We start from the raw sequence: 23,026 nt of genomic DNA, 5'->3' as shown, positions 1-23,026 counted from the left end.
TGTACCTATCAAATGAAGGGCTTTAAAAAGCCTACCATCTGGCACCGATAAGAAATATCGGTGCCAGACTCAACTAATTGAACTGACAACTTTAAGAAGCCACTGCTGCTAGACAAACCTCCATTTTCAATGAGCCTGGACTCAGGCCTTCTTCATCAGTTCTAGTATTCAGTACCGCATTTAACTCATTAAGCCTAACCGAAATACGTTTCCAAACCGCAGCTTCACTAAACGAATCATCCATTTCCAATTTGGAGTTATTAGCAATAATGTATAAAGTGGCTCGCCCCTTCTTCCTTTCAAATCCAATATGGATTTCCGAAGGCACATTATTCGCTAGCAAAACTTCCACCCAATCTTGAGCAATTCTAAACAACCCCAATTCTTCTGCGGATGTCAGGCGTTGATTATTATCGGTAACCGCAACATGACAGGCTATACCATGTACACGTTCCAAAAGTGCCCCAAATTCTTTTAATGTTGCCGTAAGCCCTCTCTTTAGGAGTGTCTGCGGCATTAGTTCAAAACAGACCTTTTTTAATTCATCTTCTAGCTCGTTTATTACCGAACCACTATTCTTGAATATTTCCTGCTGTTTCTCTTGATCGACTGGCTTGGCTGCCTTTAGCGGTGACAGATTTAGGTTTAAAACAGAGAACAACTTTCCGAAATTTTCGGCCATGGCATTCGCCAATTGTTTTTTCTCCAAGTCTTGAGCCTTTACAAAAGAAAGTAGCTCCTGATCCTTCTCCTCTATCAGCTTTTTATACCCATCAAGTTCTTCCGTATGTTTCACCTTAATCTTCTTAACCAACAACCAGCCAACTAATAGACCAATCGCGATAAGAATTAAAACGCCAATTAAGTACTGAAACTCAATGGGTTTTTGAAGTGGAGCACTAAACAGATATTTTACCAACACCTCCATTTAAACTTCATTGCCATGTATCAAATATTACTTTGCCCAAAATTGAGGGATAAATTATGAAAAGAGAACACATAAAAAAACCTCTTTAAAAAAGAGGTTCTATTTATTAGTTAAATGTTCACTTCAATTTGGGTCAGACATCTCGAACTGTTGGTCGTAAAAACCATAGTCGGTAGTATCTGATACTTCAAGTATCATAATCTCGGCAGGTTTATTTGCAAATACAGGTTGTGCATTTTTAGCTTTTTGGTACTTTAAGTAGAAGCCAAAGCCCATGCAGCCAATCGCCAAAGTAAGCGAGATAGCGTGAAGAATTTTTCTTTTGGTTGTTGTTAACATCAGGGTATTTATTGCATGTAGAATAAACCTCAGAAGAAGTTTACCCTACCTCACAATCGTAAAACTGCTACAAAAATATAACTATTTCAATTTCAAGCTTCGCTTTTTGTGCAATCGTTAATTGTTCTTTCAATAATGTCACAACAATCATGCAATTGTTCCTCTGTCATAACCAAAGGAGGGGCAAAACGAATAATGTTTCCGTGAGTTGGTTTTGCCAACAGCCCGTTTTCCTTCAGCTTAACACAAATATCCCATGCAGTAGAGCTGTCTTCAGTATCGTTAATAACAATTGCGTTCAGCAAGCCTTTTCCCCTCACCAACGAAACCAAATCGCTCTTTTGTATAAAGGCATTCATTCTTTCTCTGAAAATTTCGCCCAAGCGCTTTGCGTTATCTGCAAGTTTCTCATCGCGAATAACATCTAATGCTGCCATTGCGACCTTAGCTGCCAGTGGGTTACCACCAAAAGTACTTCCATGCTGGCCAGGGCCAATTACATCCATTACCTCATTGTTGGCAAGCACTGCAGAAACAGGGTAAACACCTCCAGAAACAGCCTTACCCAGCACCAAAATATCTGGATTTACATTTTCATAATTGCAGGCCAAAAGTTCGCCCGTTCTTGCAATTCCGGTTTGCACTTCATCGGCAATAAACAATACATTGTTTTGCTTGCAGAGCTCATTAGCTTTGGATAGAAAACCATCTTGCGGCACGTAAACGCCCGCCTCACCTTGAATAGGCTCTACCAAAAATCCGGCCACATTTTCTTCTTTCAAAGCGGCCTCCAACGCATCAATATCATCGTAGGCAATTTTTATAAAGCCCTCTGTATAAGGCCCAAAGTTCTTTCTGGCCACCGGATCGTTCGAGAAGGAAATAATGGTAGTAGTTCTACCATGGAAGTTGTTTTCGCAAACAATAATCTTCGCTTCATTCTGGGAGATACCCTTCTTCTCATAAGCCCATTTCCTACATAGCTTAATAGCTGTTTCCACAGCCTCGGCACCTGTATTCATAGGCAACACCTTGTCGAAGCCGAAGTATTCACTCATATACTTCTCAAAAACACCAAGCACATCGCTATGGAAAGCGCGCGAAGTAAGGGTTAGCTGCTCAGCCTGCTCTTTTAGTGCGCCAACAATGCGTGGGTGGCAGTGGCCTTGATTTACCGCACTGTAAGCAGAAAGAAAGTCGTAATACTTCTTACCTTCAACATCCCACAAAAAGACGCCTTCACCCTTCGAAAGCACCACCGGCAGTGGGTGATAGTTATGTGCTCCGTACTTATTTTCTAATGCAATTGCTTCTTTACTCGATTGTACCATTTCCATAGGTTACTAAATTTGAGAATTAATCATGATTACCTTTGACAAAGGTATCAAAACAAAACAAGCCTAAAAACATGTCGAAGCATTCTAAAGGCCCTTACGACTTTGCTGGTAAAAAGGAAGATTACTACATTGACGAAAATGGTAATTTGGTATTTACTGCCCATTACCACAAAAAGCGTGGCTATTGCTGCAGAAATGGATGCAGACACTGCCCTTACGGATTTAAAAAATGAGTCAGATTTTTGAGAACCTACCGGTAAAAGTTGCCGAACTACCCGAGCTAACCCCTACCGATCTTCAACCTATAGACAAGCGTTACCTTAAGGTTTTGCTAATTATGCAAAGCATTATTTTTACACTACTCACCATTGGCGGAGCTGCCATAGTTTACTTTTCGCCAGATATTGAGCCCACCTTACTACATTTTGCCTATGCTTGCGCACCAACTCTTGTCCTTTGGGGGCTTAGTGCCGCTTTAACTTTAAAAGGTTTTAAGAAAAAGAAATATGCGCTGCGCGAAAGAGACCTCCTTTACACCAAAGGCCTCATATGGTCGGTTCGCACATCTATCCCTTTTAATCGTATTCAGCATGCAGAAGTAAAGCAAGGTCCACTCGACCGAATTTTTAAACTGCATAGCATAAAAATTTATACCGCTGGCGGTAGCCAAAGCGACCTTTCCATACCCGGTTTACCTGAAGAAACCGCCTTAAGAATTAAAGAGTTTGTATTAGGAAAAACGGCCGAGGATGGAGCAATTGAATAATCCATTTGCAGCACCCAGCCGGCAGTCGCGCATTGCCATCGGTATTATTCTAATCAAGTTTATTAGAACTACCATTCGTGCCTTTTGGCCAATTCTGCTCAGTCTTTTTATTGGTCGAAAAACAGGCAATTCGTTCGAGGTTTATATTGGCTATGTAGCCCTTGCCTTTGCGGCCATCAACTTGGGCGGCTCTATCCTCACCTACTTTCGGTTCTACTTCCATATAGATGAGAACTCTATTGTTATAGATAAAGGCGTTTTAAAACGGTCGAAAACCAACATTCCGTTTGAACGCATTCAAACCATCAACTTTAAGCAGAATATTCTGCATCAGTTTTTTGGTGTGGTCAGTATTGAAATTGATACGGCCGGAGCGAAAAAGTCGGAAATGACCATTGATGCCCTGGACAAAGAGCAAGCCATGGCTTTTCGCGACTTTGTGATGAAGGAGAAAGCCGAAAAGACAGAGGACCAAACCGATGAACAGGTTGCCGTTGAAACAGCCGAAGCTAACAGCGAACTGATCATGAAGCTCTCTGTTTCGGATTTGTTTAAGGTTGGGGTAAGCCAAAACCATTTGCGCTCAATGGGTATTTTGTTTGCTTTCGTTTTTACTACGCTCAATGAGCTTACTGACAATATTGAGGAGATGGTTTTTGAGGAGCTTTCTGGCTACGAAGAGCAAATTCTTAATAACACTTGGGTGCTTATTGGTGCCACCATGCTTTTGGTTGCCATTATCGCCTTTCTTTATTCGCTCATTAGTACAGTTTTAAAGAACTACGACTTACACCTTAGCCTACAAAAAAATGGTTTAAAGTTGGTAAAGGGGCTTTTAAACAGAGAAGAGATTTCCATTAACAAAAAGAAAGTGCAAGTAATCTCTTGGTCGGAAAATCCGATTAGGCGCATGTTCAATATGTGGACTTTGGGCTTGGAACAAGCGAGTAGTGAGGATGCCAGCCAACTAAAATCGAAGATTGACGTGCCGGGTGCTTACATGCAGCAGGTAGAAAAAGTGATTACTTCAATTTTTCCTGCTGAGTTTTTCCGACCAGAGGAGCAGCATGCTGTAAGCAAGCTGCTTATGTTCAGAATTATTTTGTTTTTAGGGGTATTCCCAGCGCTAATCGCAGGAGCCATATTGTTTTATCACTTTCAGATACAAGCACTTTATGTGCTCATTTGGCCTTTAGTGGTAGGCATTCTTTCTAACCTATATTACCATAAGCGTTCGTTCGAATTGAACGAAGAATTACTCAAGAACAATAGAGGAACGTTAGGGCATATTTATGAACTTACCCAAATTCATAAAATTCAAGCAGTAGAAATAAGGCAGAGTTGGTACCAGCGCAGAAAAGCCCTCGCCAACGTAAAACTCTACACCGCTGCAGGCTCTTTAAGCATTCCCTTTATACCGCTAGAAAAGGCTATGGCATTAGAAAAATTCGTTCTGTACCGTGTGGAAACTGATAAAAGAGAGTGGATGTAAAAAAGTTCATCTATTTTCTAAGTCATTGTTTGTCAGTTCGGGAATAATTCGGATATTTGCAGTCCGTTTAAGAAAAGCGGCTTAATATAATAAAGATCATGGCAAGAGTTTGTGATATTACCGGCAAGAAAGTTCAAGTGGGAAACAACGTTTCACACGCTAACAATAAAACGAAGAGAAAATTCTACCCAAATCTTCAGAAAAAGAGATTCTACATTGCAGAAGAAGATAAGTGGATCACTTTAAAAGTGTCTACCTCTGCAATCAGAACCATTAATAAAAACGGCATCGCTGCTGTTCTAAAAAAAGCAAGACAAAACGGTAACATTTTAGTATAATAGCGTCCTCGAACGTTATTGTACTACTATGAAATCTACTTCAAGATATTTCATCCTGATAGCGTTTATGTTATCAGGATTTTTTGTTTCTACCGCTCAAGAAACTCCATCTGACTTTCTTTCTTCAGAATTCCATAAAGGAAGAAGGGAAGCCCTAAGAGCCGAACTACCGGCCAATTCAGTAGCCGTATTTTTCGCTAACCCTGTGCGCAACCGCGCCAACGATGTAGATTACATCTATCATCAAGACCCTAACCTTTATTACCTAACAGGCTACAGAGAACCGCACGCTGTACTGCTTATTTTTAAAGAAGATCAGCAAGGAGAAGATGGTAACTACAACGAGATCTTCTTTATTCAAGAGCGCAATGCCATGCAAGAAATGTGGGCTGGCCGCAGACTGGGTACTGAAGGCGTAAAAGACAAACTAGCCATTATGAATACTTTTAATGGCTCTGCTTTCAAAGATTACAATATCGACTTCGAAAAATTCGACAAAGTACTGTTCTACGACTTCGAAAACGATGTTCGTGACGATCGTAGAAATACGGCCGATCTTTTCAGCCTGATTGAGCAGTTTAAAACTAAGGTTGGCTACGGTATGAACACTTCTACACTAGGTGCCGAACCCAAAAAGAACAACATTGACCTTGAATCGCTCGATGAAATGATGAGCAAACTAAGAGGCATTAAAACCGAAGAAGAGCTTGACCTTATCAGAAAGGCTGTATTCATTTCTACGGTAGGCCAAGTAGAGGTAATGAAGGCCATGAAGCCTGGCATGTCTGAAACCGAAATTCAAGGAATTCATGAATATGTATTCAAAAAATATGGCTCTGAATATGAGGGCTACCCTTCTATTGTAGGTGCTGGTAACAACGGCTGTATTCTTCATTACATAGAAAATCACAAGCCAAACATTGAAAGCAAAGAAATGATTTTGATGGACTTGGGTGCTGAATACCATGGCTACACTGCCGATGTTACGCGCACCATTCCTGTTGATGGAGAGTTCTCACCTGAAGAAAAAGCCATTTACGACTTGGTGTACAAAGCACAGGAAGAAGCCATACAAAAGTGCAAGCCTGGTACCAGCTTTAGAGAAATTACCGTACTGAGCCAGAAGATAATCAACGAAGGCCTAGTGGAACTCGGAATTATTGCCAATGTAAACGAAAGACACCTTTACTACCCGCACGGCCTTTCTCACCACATTGGCTTGGATGTGCACGATAAAGGCATGTACGGTGATATGGAAGAAAACATGGTGATTACCGTAGAGCCTGGTATCTACATTCCTGAAGGTTCTAAATGCGACAAAAAGTGGTGGGGCATTGCTGTAAGAATTGAAGACGATATTTTGATTACAAAAGACGGTTTCGAACTACTTTCATCTTTTGCTCCAAGAACTACAGAGGAGATTGAGAAAATGATGAAAAAGAAGAGTCCTCTTGATTCTTTTGAACTACCAAAATTGAAAGGCAGCAAATAGTTTATATTGATTATTGCTCAAAGCATTATTGGAAGGAAACCCTAGTGGGTTTCCTTTTGTTTTTGGTGCTCAGCACAAACAAAAGACGCATGACACCCAAAGAAAACCTAGCAAAATACGGGCATCAACTACCCAACGCATCGACACCAGGCGGTAGCTACTCATCGGTTAACATCAGAGGAAACATCGCCTACATCGCCATTCAATTCCCTATTCTAAATGATGAGTACTTATACAAAGGCCGACTTGGAGAAGACCTTGACACGGCTGAAGGCTACAAAGCAATGGAACTCTGTGCACTGAATGTTTTAGCTCAAATTGACAAAAAAGTTGGCTTTGAAAACCTGGTTGGGCTCAATCACTTTGATGCTTACTTTCAATCAGCAGCAGATTGGGATGAAGGGCCAAAGGTAGTTAATGGCGCTTCTGACCTATTTGTGAAAATTCTGGAAGATAAAGGAACACACTCCAGGGCAATATTCGGGGTACATAAACTACCCAGAAACTTCAGTGTTGGTTTAACGGCTTCTTTCACCATCAAACCTAATTAACCAATAAAAAAAGGCTTTCCATCAGTTACTGATAGAAAGCCTTTTTGTCTTTAGGTTCTCCTAAAACTTAGAATGTACCAATGTAGTGGTTACCTGGCTTGTTTGCCAAAGTAGCACCTTTTTCAACCTCGCCAGTTTGGCTGTTGAAAACGTAAATGTTTCCATCTTTACCAATTGGTGCAATGGCCATTAGCAAGTAATCGCCATAAACCAAGAAACCTTGATATTGATGTAGACTCAAATCAGCATCATTAGGAATATCCATTACTTTCTCTGCAGTTCTGTTATTCAGGTCAACTCTGGCAACATAGCTTTGGTCAGAATCACCATGACGATAAGCAATGTAACCGATGCCGTTTTTCACGTATCTCCAAGTTTGAACGTAAACATCTTCAACACCCAATGCAGCATCTAAGCTAAACACATACGAGTTATCGTACTCGTTAGCAGAAGTGATTTTTAGGATATGCGAACCGTTAGGATCTCTTTGAGTGGCTTGGTAAATGCTACCATCCTCTGCCAAAAAGTTCACATTACTTCTGTAACCAGAGCAATCGCCAAATGCAACTGTAGAAGTAATTACAGTTGGATTCTCCAAAGATGGATAGTCAACCACAACGGTTTTAGTACCCAATCTCTCCCACTCACTTTCTCTATCGCCAGTAGCTGGGTCGTATTTACGCATCCAAGTACCAATCAACAACTTGTCGCCAGCCTGATTCAATACAGGAGCATCTAAACGGAAAATAGCATGGCCTTCAGCCTCCTCAGCTTCAGAAAGGGCAATTTCGTATTGCTTGTAGTTAGAGATCAATACATTTTGTAAGTCCAAAGCAAGTACGGTAGCTGTACCTCTGTAGTACTTAAAGTCCTCTTCGTTTTCAGCATTATTCGCTGCAATGTTGGCTACATTAACTGCAATACCAGTTTTATCACCATCATATAATTTGGCCCAACGAGGAGAAGTACCAGCGTACTGAGCAATGCTCACCGTTACATCTTCTTCAACATAATTGGCTCCGCCTTCTACAGCAAACCTAGAAAACTCACCACCGTTTTCACCAGCGTAAGCAATGTTGAACATGGTGTTTCCGTCTTCAGAAACTTGCAAACGGGCAGTACGGTTCGACTTTACAGGCTCACCTTCATCGTATAGATTAATCGTTTTAGTCGGGTCGATTGCATCCTCATAGTTTACAGCGTAAATCAAGGTTCCACCATTCCCGTCACCAGGGTTGTCGCCCATTACAGCACCGGCCACAGTTACCCAACGCTCTGCATCAAGCTCCTCTTCAGGAGTAGTTCCATTGTCATCTTCACAGGCAGTAATTGCAAACACTGTTAGTACTGCAAACAGCCAAAATTTAGAAAATAGCTTATTCATTTTATCTCAGTTATTTAGAATTATAGATTGCTTATGGTATAGTTTAGTTTCAAGTAAAATGCTCTCCCAGGCTTCTGCACGGCAAAATTGTCGTACACCTGCTTGTCGAAAATATTTCTTACATCGGCACTCACTACCAGCTTTTTGTTTGGGAAAGTGTAGTTGGCTCCAAAGTCGTGAATGAACTGGCGAGGCGTTCGAAAGTCTTCTATCTCAAGCCAAGTGGTATAGAAGCGATCGACAAAACCGAAATTGTAAGAAAGATTAAGCGCAGAGTTTTGTGCCAGTACATTTGTAAAAGTGTATTGTGCCGAAGCATTAGCCGTAAAGAAAGGCTCATTTGGCAGCTGCTGCTTGTAGTTATCAAACACATTGCCATTGCTATCATACTTCATGTTGAATACCGAGTTGAACTTCGACATGTTCAGTATGATATTCAGGTTCTGCTCAAAGGTGTATTTCACCTCCGCCTCAAAGCCAATAGACTGTGTTTTGCCTAGGTTTTCATAAGGATTGGTTTGCACCGCATCATTAATCCTTGGGTTAATGCGTTGCACAATCTTATCACGCGTATCTCGCAAAAAGCCAGTGGCAGAAAATGAAACTTTATGCTCATCAAAATGAAAGGCGCCTGCCTGAAAGCCGATGTTCAGGTTATTGCTTATTTCAGGGTTGATGCCGATGTTCTCAACAATATTTTCACCTGGGCTACCGAATATCTCGTTTTCAGAAGGCATTCTTACCGCCTTTTCACCCGATGCTAAAATGATAAGCTTTGGCAATGCAGTATAAGAAAGTGCCGTACCAAAACCAGTGGTATTTCTATTACTCGAAACACGATCTTCTGTGCGCACCTGCTCACCGTTTTCTTCAACCAAAAGCGGATCCATCCTATCAATACGCTGCTGATAATATTTACCAAAAACACTCCCCTTAAATCGGTTATTCAAGGCCGTTAGCTCATATGCCAACGAACTGATATTCTTTCTCAGATCTCGCGTTCCAATAAAATCGCGTTCCACGGCACTACGCTTAAAATCTTGCTGTGTTCTGGCTATATCGAAGAACACATGGTTAAGAATCACCTTGTGGTTAGCATTGATGGTATAGTTTAAGCCAGACCTGAAAGTGATAATATTTCTATTGATGTGATTGATGGTTGGCGCCCCCTGCTGCGCTCCTTGTGGGGTTAAAATTGGTTCACCATTTAGCCCTACACTACGCTCCCCAAACCAGTTGTAATTCCATTTCACTGTGTCGTTTACAACGGTAAGCCTATCACTATAAAGTCCATTAAAGGTAAACTCAAGGCCTTTGGTGAACAGGTCGTCCTTTACATAAGTAATACCTGTGGCCTGCACTTCCGACTCAGTGAACCTTCCTTTATATGGAATCGACATGTAAGTACCATGTTGAATTTCATTATAGTCGTCAGAGGCATTAAAGTTCACAAAGAACTGATCGGCCCACTTAACATCGGTAAAGCCCAGGGAAATCTGACCTCCGATAGACTTGTACGCATCGTTAAATCGCTTGGCCCGCACATAATCATATCGGCCATTCGGTAAAATGTTTCGCACAAACTTACCCCAAACCTCATAATCATTATCCGAGTAATTGTAGAAACCAGAGGCTTTCACCGTTAAACCAGAAGACTCACTGCGGTGCATTCCACTAAAGTTGGCCTGAAAAGTATTGAAAGAACCGTAGGACACGGATGCATTCAGATTGTTCGACATTTGTTTTTTCAGCACTACGTTAATTGCTCCCCCTAGTGCATCATCTGCCAAGTGAGCCGGCAAAACGCCTTTGTAAACCTCAATGCGTTCAATCAATGCTGGCGGTATACTGTTAAGGCTGAACGATCGACCATAAGTAGAGGCAGGCAGTCCATCCACAAAAATGCGCACAGAGTTACCAGACATACCGTTAAGGTTATAGTCAACCGAAGAACCTAGCCCACCGTTTTGCCTTACACGAATTCCCGCGGTTCGGTTAAGCAAATCATTCGTCTGTACCGATTGCAAGGCAGCCTTACTGGTCTCAAGCACTTCTACTGCAAAGCCCTTAGTTTCTAACAAGCGCTCCTCGGTTTCCCCTTCAATCACTACCTCATTAAGCACAGTGGCATCTGCACCCTTTAAAATAAAGTTGCGCCTTACATCTATAGCTTTAATGTTTACACTGTAGGCCGTATCTCTAACTTCGATGCTACTGATTTCTAATCTATAGGTGCCAAAAGGGATGTCTGTTAATTGATAAAATCCAGACTCATCGGACAGGGCGTGTTTTTGAACAGAAGGAAGAAAAACCATTGCAAAGGTTACTGGCGTGCCATCTTCAAATGCCAGCTTTCCTGAAATCTCCCCTTTTTGTGAAAAGCCAATATTACAGGCCAATAGGAATACCGCAACTAACGTATGGGTTAGCCATCTGTTCATCTTTCTCTAGTTTAGGGCAAATACGTACTCGCCTCTTCGGCCCTAAGTAGAACTTAAGTACCGCTGAGATATTTAGCACCTCTCTTGTTTCCATTTAGACTAAATCTAAATAGACTGCAAGTTTAGAGGCGGAACAGTTATAAAACAAGCTATTTAGAAGAAATCTAAATAAAAGATTTCAGAATTAAATTTGGATACACAGGCAACAATCGTTCAAGAACAAAAATCCTTTGGATTGTAGAGGCCGAAACCAAATTATTAAGAAGAACTACTAAACACTACTAACCAGCGTGTTACCATTTCTAGGTGATTCCTTCTATCTAGAAAAGCTGACAAATGGAACTATAATGGAGCAAGCAAACCTTGTGACATTGATTAATGACTTTCAGCTGACCTTTTGTTGTACAGAAAGCCATAGAACCTTAGCTACAAGCCACTTTATTATTACCCTTGCAAAATGAAAATTACGCAAAAACCTACCCTCTACACTCTCCTCACTCTAGCAATCTTTTTGCTTTATTCTTGCGGTGAAAAAACAACACAAGACACCAATACAAACCAATCACCAAGTTTTGAAAACAAAGGGCACGAATTGGTTTATCACATGGTGAAAAAGGTAGGCGATTACCAAACCTTGGCCAGTAAAAAGGACGTAACATACACTTATACCTACACCACGCCCGATGGCAAGTCTGATATCTCTACGGAAAAGTACATTTTTGATGGTGAACTATCGTATGGCCTATATCAACAACACGAACGCACTTTACCTGAACTAAACGGCCCAATTGAGCAAGGCTATGACGGGCAAACTTTTTGGCTAAAGCATAATGGGAAATTACTAACTGACACTACAGCCTTAAAACGGGTCGCTTTTAACAGACCTACCAACTTCTATTGGTTCGCCATGTTTCAAAAATTATTAGACCCAGGCTTGAACTATGAATTTATTGGCGAACAAAGCATTGAAAGTAACAACTACAATGTGGTAAAAATAACCTTTGACCAAGTAGGCGATAAGGTAACAGACACCTATCAACTTTACATTAATAAGGAAACCAGTTTAGTCGATCAATTCCTTTTTACCGTGGCCGATTTTGGTGTGATAGAAGAGCCTTACCTGATGCAGCTGACCTATGAGCCAGTAGCCGATATGCTAATTCCAACAAAGCGCAAATACAAACCATCGGACTGGAATGCCACTGTTACAGATGCCCCTTGGATTACCGTAAACTGGACTAACATACAGTTCGATAATGGCCTGGAAATAGCTGATTTTAAAAAGTAAGAATCAGCTATTCCTGTTGTCAGTTGATACAGGGGAAGAATCAAACATAGCTTAAGCTTGCTGCCCATTCCCAAATAATCCTTTAACTTCAAGCCTGCGTTTTGAAGTTAAAGCAAGCCACAATACTTGTCACACTAATGATTATTGGAGAAAGCATTTTTCTCCTACCATTTGTGGTTACACGGGTGTTTCGACCAACTTTTCTCACAGCTTTAGGTATCGACAATCTCCAATTAGGTACAGCCTTTTCGGTTTATGGCACAGTTGCTATGGTCTCTTACTTCTTGGGTGGCCCTTTAGCGGACAGGTTCCCTCCAAAAAAGCTCCTAATATTTTCACTTTTGGCCACTGCTGCAGCTGGCTTCTCAATGGCAACCATTCCATCGCTTACCACACTTACACTGCTTTATGGTTTCTGGGGCTTCAGCACCATCCTCTTCTTTTGGTCTGCCTACATAAAAGGTATTCGCCAATTTGGTGGAGAAAACGCCCAAGGAAAATCGCATGGTTTGGTTGATGGAGGGCGTGGCTTTGTAGCAGCCTTAGTTGCCAGCGGCTCAGTATTCTTGCTCGATGCCTTTTTGCCAGTTTCGGCTGAGGTTGCCACTGCTGCTAACCTCTCCAATGCACTTAGCAAAATCATTCTTTGCTTTACAGCTATAGTAATACTCTGTGCTGTCTTAGTTTGGTGGGTTATTCCATCTGAAACAGACAGTACCCCTTCCGACAAACTTTCTCTTAAAGGCGTGAGGCAAGCACTAAAGCATCGCTCTGTGCGGCTACAGTCCATTATACTCTTGTGCGCTTATGTGGGCTATAAATGCACCGATGACTTCGGTCTTTATGCGCAAGACACCTTTGGCTATGACGATGTGACTTCGGCACATATTGCCACTATTTCCTTCTGGATGCGACCAATAGCTGCAATCTTAGCGGGTTACCTGGGGGATAGACTGATTCACTCACAAGTGGTAAAGTATGCCTTTATTATTATGATACTCGGTGCCATAATCATTGCCACCGGCATTTTACAACATACTGCTTTCGCCTTTGTGGCCATCAGCATTGCTTCCACCAGTCTGGGCATTTATGCGCTTCGTGGTTTGTATTACGCACTGTTTCAAGAGTCTCAAATTCCGCTCACTTATACCGGAGCAGCCATTGGTTTTATCTCGGTAGTAGGCTACACGCCCGATGTTTTTATGGGCCCACTAATGGGCGTAATACTCGACAATAATCCAGGTGCTTTGGGACACCAATATTTGTTTGCAGTACTGAGCGTTTTTGGCTTAATAGGGCTAATTGCAGCTCAACTATTTAAAAAAGAAACTGCCGAAACTATTTAAAGAACCATTGCGTTAGATAAGACTCTGACCAACAGGCAATTTATTTTCAATAAATTTTCTGCTCGGGGTTTTAATATCAAAATCCCATTCGTATATTTGCAGTCCGAATTTTGAAAGCATAGAGAAATGGCTAAGAAAGGCAATAGAGTTCAAGTGATTTTAGAGTGCACAGAGCACAAAGAAAGCGGTAAGCCCGGAACTTCTCGTTATATCACTACAAAGAACAGAAAGAACACAACAGAGCGTTTGGAGTTGAAGAAATACAACCCAATCCTTAAGAAATATACTATTCACAAAGAAATTAAGTAATTATGGCTAAGAAGGTAGTTGCAACCCTGAAGAAAGAAGGTGGTGTAAAATACGCCAAAGTGATCAAGGCGGTTAGGTCTCCAAAAACAGGGGCTTACACCTTCAAGGAGGAAATGGTTACTGAAGATATGGTTAAATCTGTTTTAACCGATAAATAAGAAATTACCATTTTAAGTAATATATTAAAGTCCCTCTTTAGGGACTTTTTTGTTACCATACCTTAACTCACCTCGCATATGGCACTGTTTGGATTATTCTCGAAAGACAAAAAAGAGTCGCTCGACAAAGGGTTAGAAAAAACCAAGGAAAGCTTCTTCGGTAAATTAGGCCGCGCAGTTGCCGGTAAATCGAAGGTAGACGATGAGGTTTTGGACGAACTCGAAGAGATCCTTATAACCTCTGATGTAGGGGTAGAAACCACCGTTAAGGTGATTCAGCGCATTGAAGAACGCGTTGCCCGCGATAAATACATGGGCACATCTGAGCTCGATCAGATTTTGCGCGAAGAAATTGCTGAGCTACTTACCGAGAACAACACCGAAGACCTAGCTGACTTTAAATTACCGGAAGGTCACAGACCACACGTAATTTTAGTAGTAGGCGTAAATGGCGTGGGTAAAACCACTACCATTGGTAAACTAGCTGCACAATTTAAAGGCAAAGGCAAATCGGTTGTACTTGGCGCTGCCGATACTTTTCGCGCTGCAGCAGTAGACCAACTGAAACTATGGGGTGAACGCGTTGGCGTGCCAGTAATAGCTCACGGTATGAACACCGATCCTAGCGCTGTTGCTTTCGATGCAGTAAAACAAGGTGTAGAAACTGGTGCCGATTTGGTAATTGTAGACACCGCGGGTCGTTTGCACACCAAAGTAAACCTGATGAACGAGCTGAGCAAGATCAAGCGTGTAATGCAAAAGTTCATTCCTGAGGCACCTCACGAAATCCTTTTAGTACTCGATGGCTCTACAGGCCAAAACGCTTTTATTCAGGCCAAAGAATTCACCAAAGCCACCGATGTTTCCGCATTGGCCATTACCAAGCTAGACGGAACCGCCAAAGGCGGAGTTGTTATCGGAATTTCCGATCAATTCAAAATACCAGTAAAATATATTGGCGTTGGTGAAAAAGTAGAAGACCTACAGGTTTTCAACAAGGCTGAATTTGTGGATTCGTTGTTTAAGAAGTAATTCTTAGCAACTGATTATCAGGCAAAAACCTGCTCATTACCGTACATTTCCCTGTGCTCAATCGGTCAATTTTGGTTGGCCCTAAAACCATACACACTGTAAGTCAGTTAGTTAAATAAATGGCACCTATCTTGTTAACTATTTAACGGATAGAAAACATTTGTACATTAACGAACAAACTTATGAGCGCAATAGCCATTCAAATTCCGCAAATCACTGGCGAACAAGACATTGAAGTAGAAGTAAAAGTTAACGGCCAGAAAAAATCGTACAACTACAGGGTTGAAGTATTCTACTGGGCTGATTGCGAAAACCCAAGCGATGACCGCGTAGACTGCATCCGCCAAATCCTTTCTAAATATGATCCAGCTTGGGAGCTCTACCAAATCGGTATGCCGACAGACGAACTGGTACCAATTACTTTTAGAAAGAAAAGAGTATAGAACAAGCTGGTTTCTTCTGGCAACCAATCATTTACCAATCAAAGGAAAGCTGCTATAGCCTGCTTTGAAAGTTTAACTATTAATAATCGGTACTTCTATTTTCAAGCTTCTGTCTTCCGTCATTTTCACTACCTTTGCGGACTAATTAACTCGGTATGAAGGCGAAGGGAAATCAAAAAACGAAGGTGAACATTGTAACACTAGGTTGTTCAAAAAACTTGGTGGATTCAGAAGTTATGCTCACCCAGTTGCGAGGTAATGGCATTGACACTACACACGAGGCGCAGAATGACGACTCCAACGTAGTAATCATTAACACCTGCGGGTTTATCGACAATGCCAAGCAAGAGTCTGTCGACACTATTCTTCGCTACGTTGATGCCAAAGAAGAAGGTTTGGTAGAAAAGATCTACGTTTCTGGCTGTCTTTCACAACGCTATAAGGACGACTTAGAAAGGGAAATCCCTCAAGTAGATGCCTTTTTCGGCACAAGAGATTTACCTGCCATTCTGAAAAAGTTCAAAGCAGACTATAAGCATGAGCTTATTGGTGAGCGCCTAACTACAACAAACAGTCATTATTCATACCTAAAAATAGCAGAAGGCTGCGATAGACCTTGTTCATTCTGTGCAATTCCATTAATGCGTGGCGGGCATGTTTCTCGCCCAATCGAAGAGTTGGTAAAAGAAGCACAAAACCTAGCGAAAAACGGCACCAAAGAGCTTTTGTTGATCGCACAAGACTCTACTTACTACGGGCTAGACCTTTACAAAAAACGTAACCTGGCCGACCTAATGCGCAACCTTTCCGATGTGGAAGGCATTGATTGGATTCGTCTGCACTATGCTTTTCCAACAGGTTTTCCGATGGACGTTCTAGATGTGATGGCCGAGCGCGACAACATCTGCAACTATCTTGATATTCCGCTTCAGCATGGTTCTACCAAAATGCTAAAACTTATGCGTAGAGGAACTACAAGAGAAAAAACTGAGGCTCTACTGCAAGAAATGCGCATGCGTGTGCCGGATATTGGCATTAGAACAACTTTGATTGCAGGCCACCCGGGTGAAACAGAAGCCGATTTTGAAGACATGGTTGACTTTGTAGAGAAAACCCGCTTCGACCGACTTGGAATCTTCAATTATTCGCATGAAGAAAACACCCATGCCTTTAGTATGGAAGACAATGTACCCGATGAAGTGAAACAAGAGCGCGCCAACATCGTAATGGATGTTCAGGAGGGCATTTCCCGTGAGATAAACGATGCAAAAATTGGCAAAACCTTTAAGGTACTGATTGACCGAAAGGAAAGTGGGAACTTTGTTGGAAGAACAGAGCATGACAGCCCTGAGGTAGACAACGAAGTGCTAATTGATGCATCGAAACATTATCTGAGAGTTGGGGACTTTGCCGACATCAAAATTAATGATGCTACGGAATTTGACCTTTATGGTGAACCTGTTGCCTAACAAATAAGTTTACCTATAAGCCAAACCAAAAAAACCTATATTAACTGCATGAGCACTCTGGAAAAACCTGCCTGTTTACTTTCAAAAATACCATTCGAGCAAACAAACAGTTTTTCCAGGTTCTTTCTCGATTACATTCAAGGCGCTGAAAGCTTAAAGGGTTTCCATAATGGATTGCCTACAACAGAGAATTTACTCGCTCAAATTGAAAACAGGGACTTTCCTGATGCGCACCGCTCGGTTTTGCACCAAGTACTGATTGAACAGTACAGCAAAACAGAAAAGAGTGAAAGGCTTGAGGCCAACCTTGAAGCGCTAAAATCGGGTAATACTTACACCATCACTACAGGCCACCAGCTCAACATCTTTACCGGACCGCTTTACTTTATCTACAAAATCGTAACAGTAATTCGCGCTTGTGAGGAGCTTAAAACACTTAGGCCTGACTGCGACTTTGTACCAGTGTATTGGATGGCCAGTGAGGATCACGACTTTGAGGAAATCTCTTACTTCCGATATGGTGGCAAAAAGTTTGAGTGGCAAACTAATCAAACAGGTGCGGTTGGACGCTTCGAAACCAAGTCGATCAAACATATTTTCGATGATTTTTTAGGTCTGCCGGAATTTTTCCGAACTGCCTATTTAAAGCATAAAACCTTAGCTGAGGCCGTTCGCTATTACGTGAATCATCTATTTGGCGATTATGGTTTGGTAGTGGTTGACGCTGATGATAGCCGATTGAAAAAGCTCTTTCAGCCAGTTATTGAAAGTGATATTTTTGAGCACACGCCTCAGCAAAAAGCAATAACGGTAACAGAAAAACTAGAGCAACTCGGATACGGAACACAAGTTCATCCGCGTGAGATAAACTTCTTTTACCTTAAGGATGATGTGAGAAGCCGAATAGTTGAAGAAGGGGACAAGTTTGCTGTTTTAGATACCGACATCCTTTTCACCAAAGAGGAAATGAAGGTAGAAATCGCACATCATCCCGAGCGGTTTAGCCCAAATGTAGTACTCAGACCACTTTATCAGGAGTTCTCACTACCCAACTTAGCTTATGTTGGCGGGCCTTCCGAGTTGGTCTATTGGCTCCAGCTAAAGGGCATTTTCGATAATTTCGAAACTGCCTTCCCGCTCTTAATGCCAAGAAACTTTGCCGGTATTATAACCGCTCCAATTCAGCGCAAAATAGAACAGCTAGGCCTCAGCTTTGAAGAACTCTTTAAGAACGACCAAGATTTGGTGAATGAAAAAGTAGTTGAACAATCGACTTATTCACTCGATTTGGACGAAGAGAAAAGACGCATTCAGCAAATTTTTAAAGATGCCCACCAGCAAGCAGAGAAAATCGATACAACATTAGAGCGATTGATTTGGGCAGAACACCGAAAGGCAGAAAAATCGCTAGAGAAGATTGAAAAAAAACTACTAAAGGCCGAGCGAAGAAATCAGGAAGTATTGGTAAACAGAATTTACGCTGTAAAAGAAGCCCTGTTTCCGGGTGGAGCTCCTCAAGAAAGAAAGGACAACTTCCTTAATTTCTACCTAAATGACCCTAACTTTATTGCACGATGCATGGAAGCATTCGATCCGTTCGATTATCGCTTCCACCTAATCAGTGCCAATGAATAAGGAAACACTTAGAAACCTTTACCTAGAAAAACGAAAACTACTCACCCCTAATGAGTATAAAAGGCGCTGTTCGGTCATTGAGCAACAGCTTTTACAGTTTCTTGCCAAACACCCAGAATTTAAAAACATTCATATTTTTCTTAGCATGGAAAGCCAGAAAGAGGTGAATACTTGGGGTATTTTTGAGCACCTACTGCTCTCTAAAGAACATAAGGTTTACGTTCCTAAAACGCGTAAAAAACCTGTACTCTCTCATCATTTAATGCACTCCAAAACCGAGCTATTGGTAAACAAATGGGGGATTTCAGAACCTACCAACAATGACACTTTCGAAGCCTCAACCTTCGACTTGGTGCTGGTTCCGTTACTTTGTTTTGATACAAAAGGCTACCGCATTGGTTATGGCGGAGGATTTTACGACAAATTCCTTTCGGAATGTCGCCCCAACTGCCTCAAACTTGGTGTTTCACTAGCCCCTCCACTCGACAACCTAGATTACGTTGAACCACATGACATACCTCTAAATATGGTATTGAGTCACCTAGGGTTTGACAAATTCTAACGGCTTTGTTTTAGAAGTTTTACTGAAGCAAACTTCCCGTTCTTCTCTGCTCTAAGCATATATACACCATCAGGTGAATTAGTAATATCAACTTCCACAGCTTCACCAGCAACATGGCTCTCAATATCTAAATCCGTTACTTTTTGGCCATTCAACCCTACTATTACCAATGAAAAATCTCCAGAAAAATAACTCGGGAAAGTCAGTTCAAAAATACCTGTAGAAGGGTTTGGCCCAGCCAAAACATCACCTACATAACTTGGATCTTCCTCAATTGAGGTAATGATATTTTCGATGGTATAAGTCTCTTCCGAAGTAATAGTTCCAGCAAAACCATTGCCTGAGGCATCCTCAATATCTCCTGTAATCAGAATATCTAAATCTATCAGGCCATCCTCTTCAATCTCGGTTACCTCTATAGAAAAAATTCTGCCCGCGGTGACCTCATTTATTGCACTCAAATTAGCTGCTACCGAGCCAATTGACAGTTCGAAATCATCCAAAGTAACATTCACTACAGGCTCGTTAAAAGCTACTTGAAAAGTAACTTCCGCTTGGTTAGTAATTTCGTTCGCAGGGCTCAACCTGGAAATAGCAGCGGTTGGACCAACAACATCTACCACTGTGTAAGTTTCTTCAGACACAATCGCTGTACTCAAATCATTACCCGCTTCGTCAGTAATATTCATTGCTGATGAAAGGTTCAAATCGAGCAAGCCAGCACCACCAATATTGGACACATCCACCAAGTAAGTTGAAGATGAAAGTTCCGTAACTTCAGCAATTGTTCCGCTAACATCTCCGCCCACCTCAAAATCCGAAACATCGACATTGATCACATTCTCAGAGAAAGTAAGTTCGAACAGCACCGAACTTGCCGAGGTCTCTTCTTCTAGGGGTAGCAATCGGGCAATTGAGTTAAGCACTGGGGCCTCACTATCCAGGTTAACAAATACAGTATTCGATAAGGCACTTTCAGTTTGAGATATAAACAGACGTACTTGGTAGTTTCCTCCTTCCGTAACGGTAAGTTCGCTGTTATTAGCACCGTCAATTGGTTCTCCGTTCTTTATCCACTGGTAAGCGAAAGGCGTGTTTGCATCTAAAGACCCATTTGCACTAAGCACAAATTCTTGCCCACCATTTTCTACGGCACAAAAGATTTCTGGGTTTAAGCCCACATCATAATTTCCTTGAAAAACACCGTTACCATGTGTTGCCGCCACAACACGACCTTCAATAGGGCGAATAGCGATTGAGCTAACCACTACATTACCGATTACATCGGCACCTTGTTGTTCCCAAATGGTATTGTCACCATCAAGTGTTTGTGTCATGAATAACCCCACAGAAGTACCCACAAAGTAGTAGCTTCCACCATTGCCATCAGGCATAATTTCTACTGAACGAATAGACGGGCCAGCACCAGAGCCATCTGGGTTTTCTTCCAGGTTACCTGAAATACTGCTCCAGTTGTCACCTCCATCTGTAGACTCCCAAATACTTACAATTCCATAATTGGAGTAAGTTACAATTACATGGTCGCCATCCTTCGGGTTTACCGCAATACCAGTAACATAGCCAGTGGGTAAATCCAGAGACCCCACTTTGGAAGCAGAAACATTACCACTTAAGCTTTGAAGGTCTGTCAACTTAAACACCTGCCCGCTATCGGTCCCAAAGAATAGAACCTCTTCTTCTGAGTCCACAGAGATGCCAAAAGCTGTTATTTGGTCGGCACTACCGTTCAGTGCGGTACTTGTTATTTCACTCCACTCTCCTTCACTAGGGTTCTCCCTCACATCGTTTGTGTAGAAGACTTTTTCACGTGCTGCTACAAAAAACTGGTCAGGCCGTACCGGATTATACGTATATGGGTTGATGAACAAGAAATTCTCTTCGCGTTCTTCCGAATCGACAATTGGGCTAACATTGAAGAAGTTGTTGAAATCTACATTATTATCTACAATAGGAGTTCTGATTATTCTCCCATTCTGTACAGAGGTGAAAATACCACTGTATGTATAAGCCGTGTTTGCACCATCTCCACCATCAATAAACGACCAAGTAGCATTTGACGCCTCTGAGTCCGTTAAGTAAGTACCATTATCCTGCAAACCTCCGAATAGAATTGGATCCCTAAGGTTCCATCTATTTAAAGAAACGTGATAGAATTGTGTGGTGAGGTATCCGTTATTAAGCGATTGCCAAGTAACAGGAAACTGAGTGCCGTCATCAGCAAGAATATCGCTTGTGATATGTACACCTCCATCGCTACCCGATAATGCGCCCGAGCTATTGGAGTTAAGAAAGGTTAGCACGTGCTGATCGGGGTGATGGTTGGGGTAAAAACCATTAGACGTGTTACCATAGCCTGCAATCTGATCTCGCTCTAATGAATTGCTAAAAGCGTTAGTTGACCTTAACATATTCGTCCCCCCCACAAATACTGTCTCACTATTATCAGGGTGAACTTTCACATACATATCATAGCCACCTTGCGGGTTATAGCCACTCCTTACGTTGGTAGAAAAACCCAAGCCGCTAGTCCTATTTGTCCAAGTGTCAGTAGACACTGTGTAGCGCATAATTTTATCACCACCCAATAGCCAAACAAAATCTTCATTCTGTGGATCAATGGAGAGTTCCATTCTCAACTCCTCATCAAACCCAGTATCAGGTGTAATTTCAGTCCAGCTAATACCATCATCAGACATAAAAACGCCTTCTTGCCCGGCACCTCCATTGTCAAATTGGTTACCAATAGTTGCAAAAACTTTACCCGTGCTACTTACTACAACATCGGCCATGTTGCTTATTTCGTTATTAGCCCCCAACACTGTATTGAAAGTTTGAAAACCATCAGTGCTACGAATGATTTTGCCTAAACCTGCGGCATAAATCTCCGTTCCCGCAGCATTGGAGAAGTCAATTGCCAACTCATCTACCAAAGTAAAAGACCCAAAATTTCTGACCACGTCAGTCCCAGAAGTTCCCGGCTGAGCTGTAGCAGATATCAAACTCCAAGTAACCCCATTATCTACAGACTTATAAATACCGTTACCCCTGTAAAAACTTGAGCTTTCTATGTTTGCAGAGTTCCCGCTACGTTCTCCTGTTGCATAATACCATTCATTTGTGTGGCCATCTCGTTGATCTTGAATAATGGCCGATACTGCGGGGTGCTGATCGAGCTTACTCGCTCTTGTCCAGCTTTCGCCTTGATTTGTACTACGCCAAACACCTCCTGAAATCCCTCCTGCCAAAAGAATATTTTCATTATTAATATCGAAAGCTAAGGCTCTTGTTCTACCTCCCACATTAAATGGCCCTCTGTTATAAAAGGCAGAAGCGGTCATTTGTTCTAAGTTAGCAGCCCCAGGCAAGCCCACACCATTGGCCTTGCTTGGCAGTGGCAGGGTCTCTCTAAAACTAGTTTCTATATAATGAAGCTCCTTTGTCCTAATCCCTTCAGGTATCAACCCTGTTTTGGGATCTTTCAGCTTATTAAACTCATACAGAAACCGCTTTCTTGGGTTCTCGCTTTCCGTACCTTCTTCGTGTTCAAACTCTTCTCGCTCTTCAGGAGCAGCAAAACTTAATTTGAGAGGAGATTTAGTGTAAAAACTGGGGCCATTAAAATGATGTACAATGGCAAATACCACTAAACCCAAAACTACTAGTGGCGGCAGAATTAAACGCTTTCTCTTATTCAT

21 protein-coding genes are annotated in these 23,026 nt (G+C 41.8%); 15 read left to right on the top strand and 6 right to left on the bottom strand.

What is annotated here, in order from left to right; translation table 11 throughout:
- Window positions 1–91 precede the first annotated feature (91 nt).
- The 3 genes from BMW98_RS07070 to rocD all read right to left on the bottom strand — a co-directional run bounded on the left by BMW98_RS07070 (window position 92) and on the right by rocD (window position 2,604).
- Window positions 92–928, bottom strand: coding sequence for a sensor histidine kinase (locus BMW98_RS07070; RefSeq protein ID WP_090257805.1), 837 nt, complete (start codon window positions 926–928; stop codon window positions 92–94).
- Between the two features lie 123 nt (window positions 929–1,051).
- Window positions 1,052–1,267, bottom strand: coding sequence for a hypothetical protein (locus BMW98_RS07065; RefSeq protein WP_090257804.1), 216 nt, complete (start codon window positions 1,265–1,267; stop codon window positions 1,052–1,054).
- Window positions 1,268–1,359: 92 nt separating this feature from the next.
- Entirely contained in the window at window positions 1,360–2,604 is a 1,245-nt protein-coding gene (gene rocD, locus BMW98_RS07060) for an ornithine--oxo-acid transaminase (RefSeq protein WP_090257803.1), read from the bottom strand.
- Window positions 2,605–2,675: 71 nt separating this feature from the next.
- On the opposite strand from rocD, the gene BMW98_RS20425 reads away from it, so the two are divergent.
- The 6 genes from BMW98_RS20425 (at window position 2,676) to BMW98_RS07030 (ending at window position 7,243) form a co-directional block, all read left to right on the top strand.
- Window positions 2,676–2,837 carry a C1orf53 family protein gene (locus BMW98_RS20425; RefSeq protein WP_162844699.1) on the top strand — a complete coding sequence of 54 codons (162 nt, stop codon included), beginning with the start codon at window positions 2,676–2,678 and terminating at the stop codon, window positions 2,835–2,837.
- On the top strand, window positions 2,834–3,370 hold the full coding sequence (locus BMW98_RS07050) for a PH domain-containing protein (protein WP_090257801.1): 537 nt from the start codon (window positions 2,834–2,836) through the stop codon (window positions 3,368–3,370). The genes BMW98_RS20425 and BMW98_RS07050 overlap by 4 nt, the downstream gene beginning before the upstream one ends.
- Window positions 3,354–4,862, top strand: a complete 1,509-nt coding sequence (locus BMW98_RS07045; protein WP_090257800.1) for a PH domain-containing protein — start codon at window positions 3,354–3,356, stop codon at window positions 4,860–4,862. The genes BMW98_RS07050 and BMW98_RS07045 overlap by 17 nt, the downstream gene beginning before the upstream one ends.
- Window positions 4,863–4,960: 98 nt before the next feature.
- Complete coding sequence (gene rpmB, locus BMW98_RS07040) at window positions 4,961–5,200, top strand: 50S ribosomal protein L28 (RefSeq protein WP_090257799.1); 240 nt, start codon at window positions 4,961–4,963, stop codon at window positions 5,198–5,200.
- Between the two features lie 67 nt (window positions 5,201–5,267).
- Window positions 5,268–6,692: an aminopeptidase P family protein gene (locus BMW98_RS07035; protein WP_245733506.1), complete on the top strand. Its 1,425-nt coding sequence runs from the start codon at window positions 5,268–5,270 to the stop codon at window positions 6,690–6,692.
- An 89-nt stretch (window positions 6,693–6,781) separates the two neighbouring features.
- Window positions 6,782–7,243: a RidA family protein gene (locus BMW98_RS07030; RefSeq protein WP_090257797.1), complete on the top strand. Its 462-nt coding sequence runs from the start codon at window positions 6,782–6,784 to the stop codon at window positions 7,241–7,243.
- Between the two features lie 67 nt (window positions 7,244–7,310).
- Here the strand turns inward: BMW98_RS07030 and BMW98_RS07025 are convergent, their stop codons facing one another.
- Together BMW98_RS07025 and BMW98_RS07020 are read right to left on the bottom strand one after the other, a co-directional pair.
- Window positions 7,311–8,627, bottom strand: a complete 1,317-nt coding sequence (locus BMW98_RS07025; RefSeq protein ID WP_090257796.1) for a hypothetical protein — start codon at window positions 8,625–8,627, stop codon at window positions 7,311–7,313.
- Between the two features lie 20 nt (window positions 8,628–8,647).
- Window positions 8,648–11,068: a TonB-dependent receptor gene (locus BMW98_RS07020; RefSeq protein ID WP_090257795.1), complete on the bottom strand. Its 2,421-nt coding sequence runs from the start codon at window positions 11,066–11,068 to the stop codon at window positions 8,648–8,650.
- A gap of 457 nt (window positions 11,069–11,525) precedes the next feature.
- Between BMW98_RS07020 and BMW98_RS07015 the strand changes: the two genes are divergently transcribed.
- From BMW98_RS07015 to BMW98_RS06975, 9 genes are all read left to right on the top strand, one after another.
- Window positions 11,526–12,356, top strand: a complete 831-nt coding sequence (locus BMW98_RS07015; protein ID WP_090257794.1) for a DUF6503 family protein — start codon at window positions 11,526–11,528, stop codon at window positions 12,354–12,356.
- Between the two features lie 101 nt (window positions 12,357–12,457).
- Window positions 12,458–13,702: an MFS transporter gene (locus tag BMW98_RS07010; protein ID WP_139177442.1), complete on the top strand. Its 1,245-nt coding sequence runs from the start codon at window positions 12,458–12,460 to the stop codon at window positions 13,700–13,702.
- A gap of 126 nt (window positions 13,703–13,828) precedes the next feature.
- On the top strand, window positions 13,829–14,011 hold the full coding sequence (gene rpmG / locus BMW98_RS07005) for a 50S ribosomal protein L33 (protein ID WP_090257792.1): 183 nt from the start codon (window positions 13,829–13,831) through the stop codon (window positions 14,009–14,011).
- A gap of 2 nt (window positions 14,012–14,013) precedes the next feature.
- Window positions 14,014–14,169, top strand: coding sequence for a DUF4295 domain-containing protein (locus BMW98_RS07000; RefSeq protein WP_090257791.1), 156 nt, complete (start codon window positions 14,014–14,016; stop codon window positions 14,167–14,169).
- Between the two features lie 78 nt (window positions 14,170–14,247).
- Window positions 14,248–15,201 (top strand): signal recognition particle-docking protein FtsY, encoded by a 954-nt coding sequence (gene ftsY / locus BMW98_RS06995; protein ID WP_090257790.1) that lies wholly within the window; start codon window positions 14,248–14,250, stop codon window positions 15,199–15,201.
- 182 nt (window positions 15,202–15,383) lie between these two features.
- Window positions 15,384–15,644 carry a hypothetical protein gene (locus BMW98_RS06990; protein ID WP_090257789.1) on the top strand — a complete coding sequence of 87 codons (261 nt, stop codon included), beginning with the start codon at window positions 15,384–15,386 and terminating at the stop codon, window positions 15,642–15,644.
- Between the two features lie 155 nt (window positions 15,645–15,799).
- Entirely contained in the window at window positions 15,800–17,113 is a 1,314-nt protein-coding gene (gene rimO, locus BMW98_RS06985; protein WP_090257788.1) for a 30S ribosomal protein S12 methylthiotransferase RimO, read from the top strand.
- Window positions 17,114–17,161: 48 nt separating this feature from the next.
- Entirely contained in the window at window positions 17,162–18,748 is a 1,587-nt protein-coding gene (bshC, locus tag BMW98_RS06980; RefSeq protein ID WP_090257787.1) for a bacillithiol biosynthesis cysteine-adding enzyme BshC, read from the top strand.
- The gene (locus tag BMW98_RS06975; RefSeq protein ID WP_090257786.1) at window positions 18,741–19,310 is read left to right on the top strand and encodes a 5-formyltetrahydrofolate cyclo-ligase; all 570 of its coding nucleotides are present in this window, start codon (window positions 18,741–18,743) and stop codon (window positions 19,308–19,310) included. Before bshC ends, BMW98_RS06975 begins: the two co-directional genes overlap by 8 nt.
- Here the strand turns inward: BMW98_RS06975 and BMW98_RS06970 are convergent.
- Window positions 19,307–23,026 carry a T9SS type A sorting domain-containing protein gene (locus BMW98_RS06970; RefSeq protein ID WP_090257785.1) on the bottom strand — a complete coding sequence of 1,240 codons (3,720 nt, stop codon included), beginning with the start codon at window positions 23,024–23,026 and terminating at the stop codon, window positions 19,307–19,309. The two genes, BMW98_RS06975 and BMW98_RS06970, sit on opposite strands and share 4 nt — an antisense overlap.

It is taken from the genome of Roseivirga pacifica, assembly GCF_900111145.1.
In the GTDB taxonomy this organism is placed as follows: domain Bacteria; phylum Bacteroidota; class Bacteroidia; order Cytophagales; family Cyclobacteriaceae; genus Roseivirga; species Roseivirga pacifica.
This window is presented reverse-complemented; position numbering and strand designations above follow the sequence as displayed.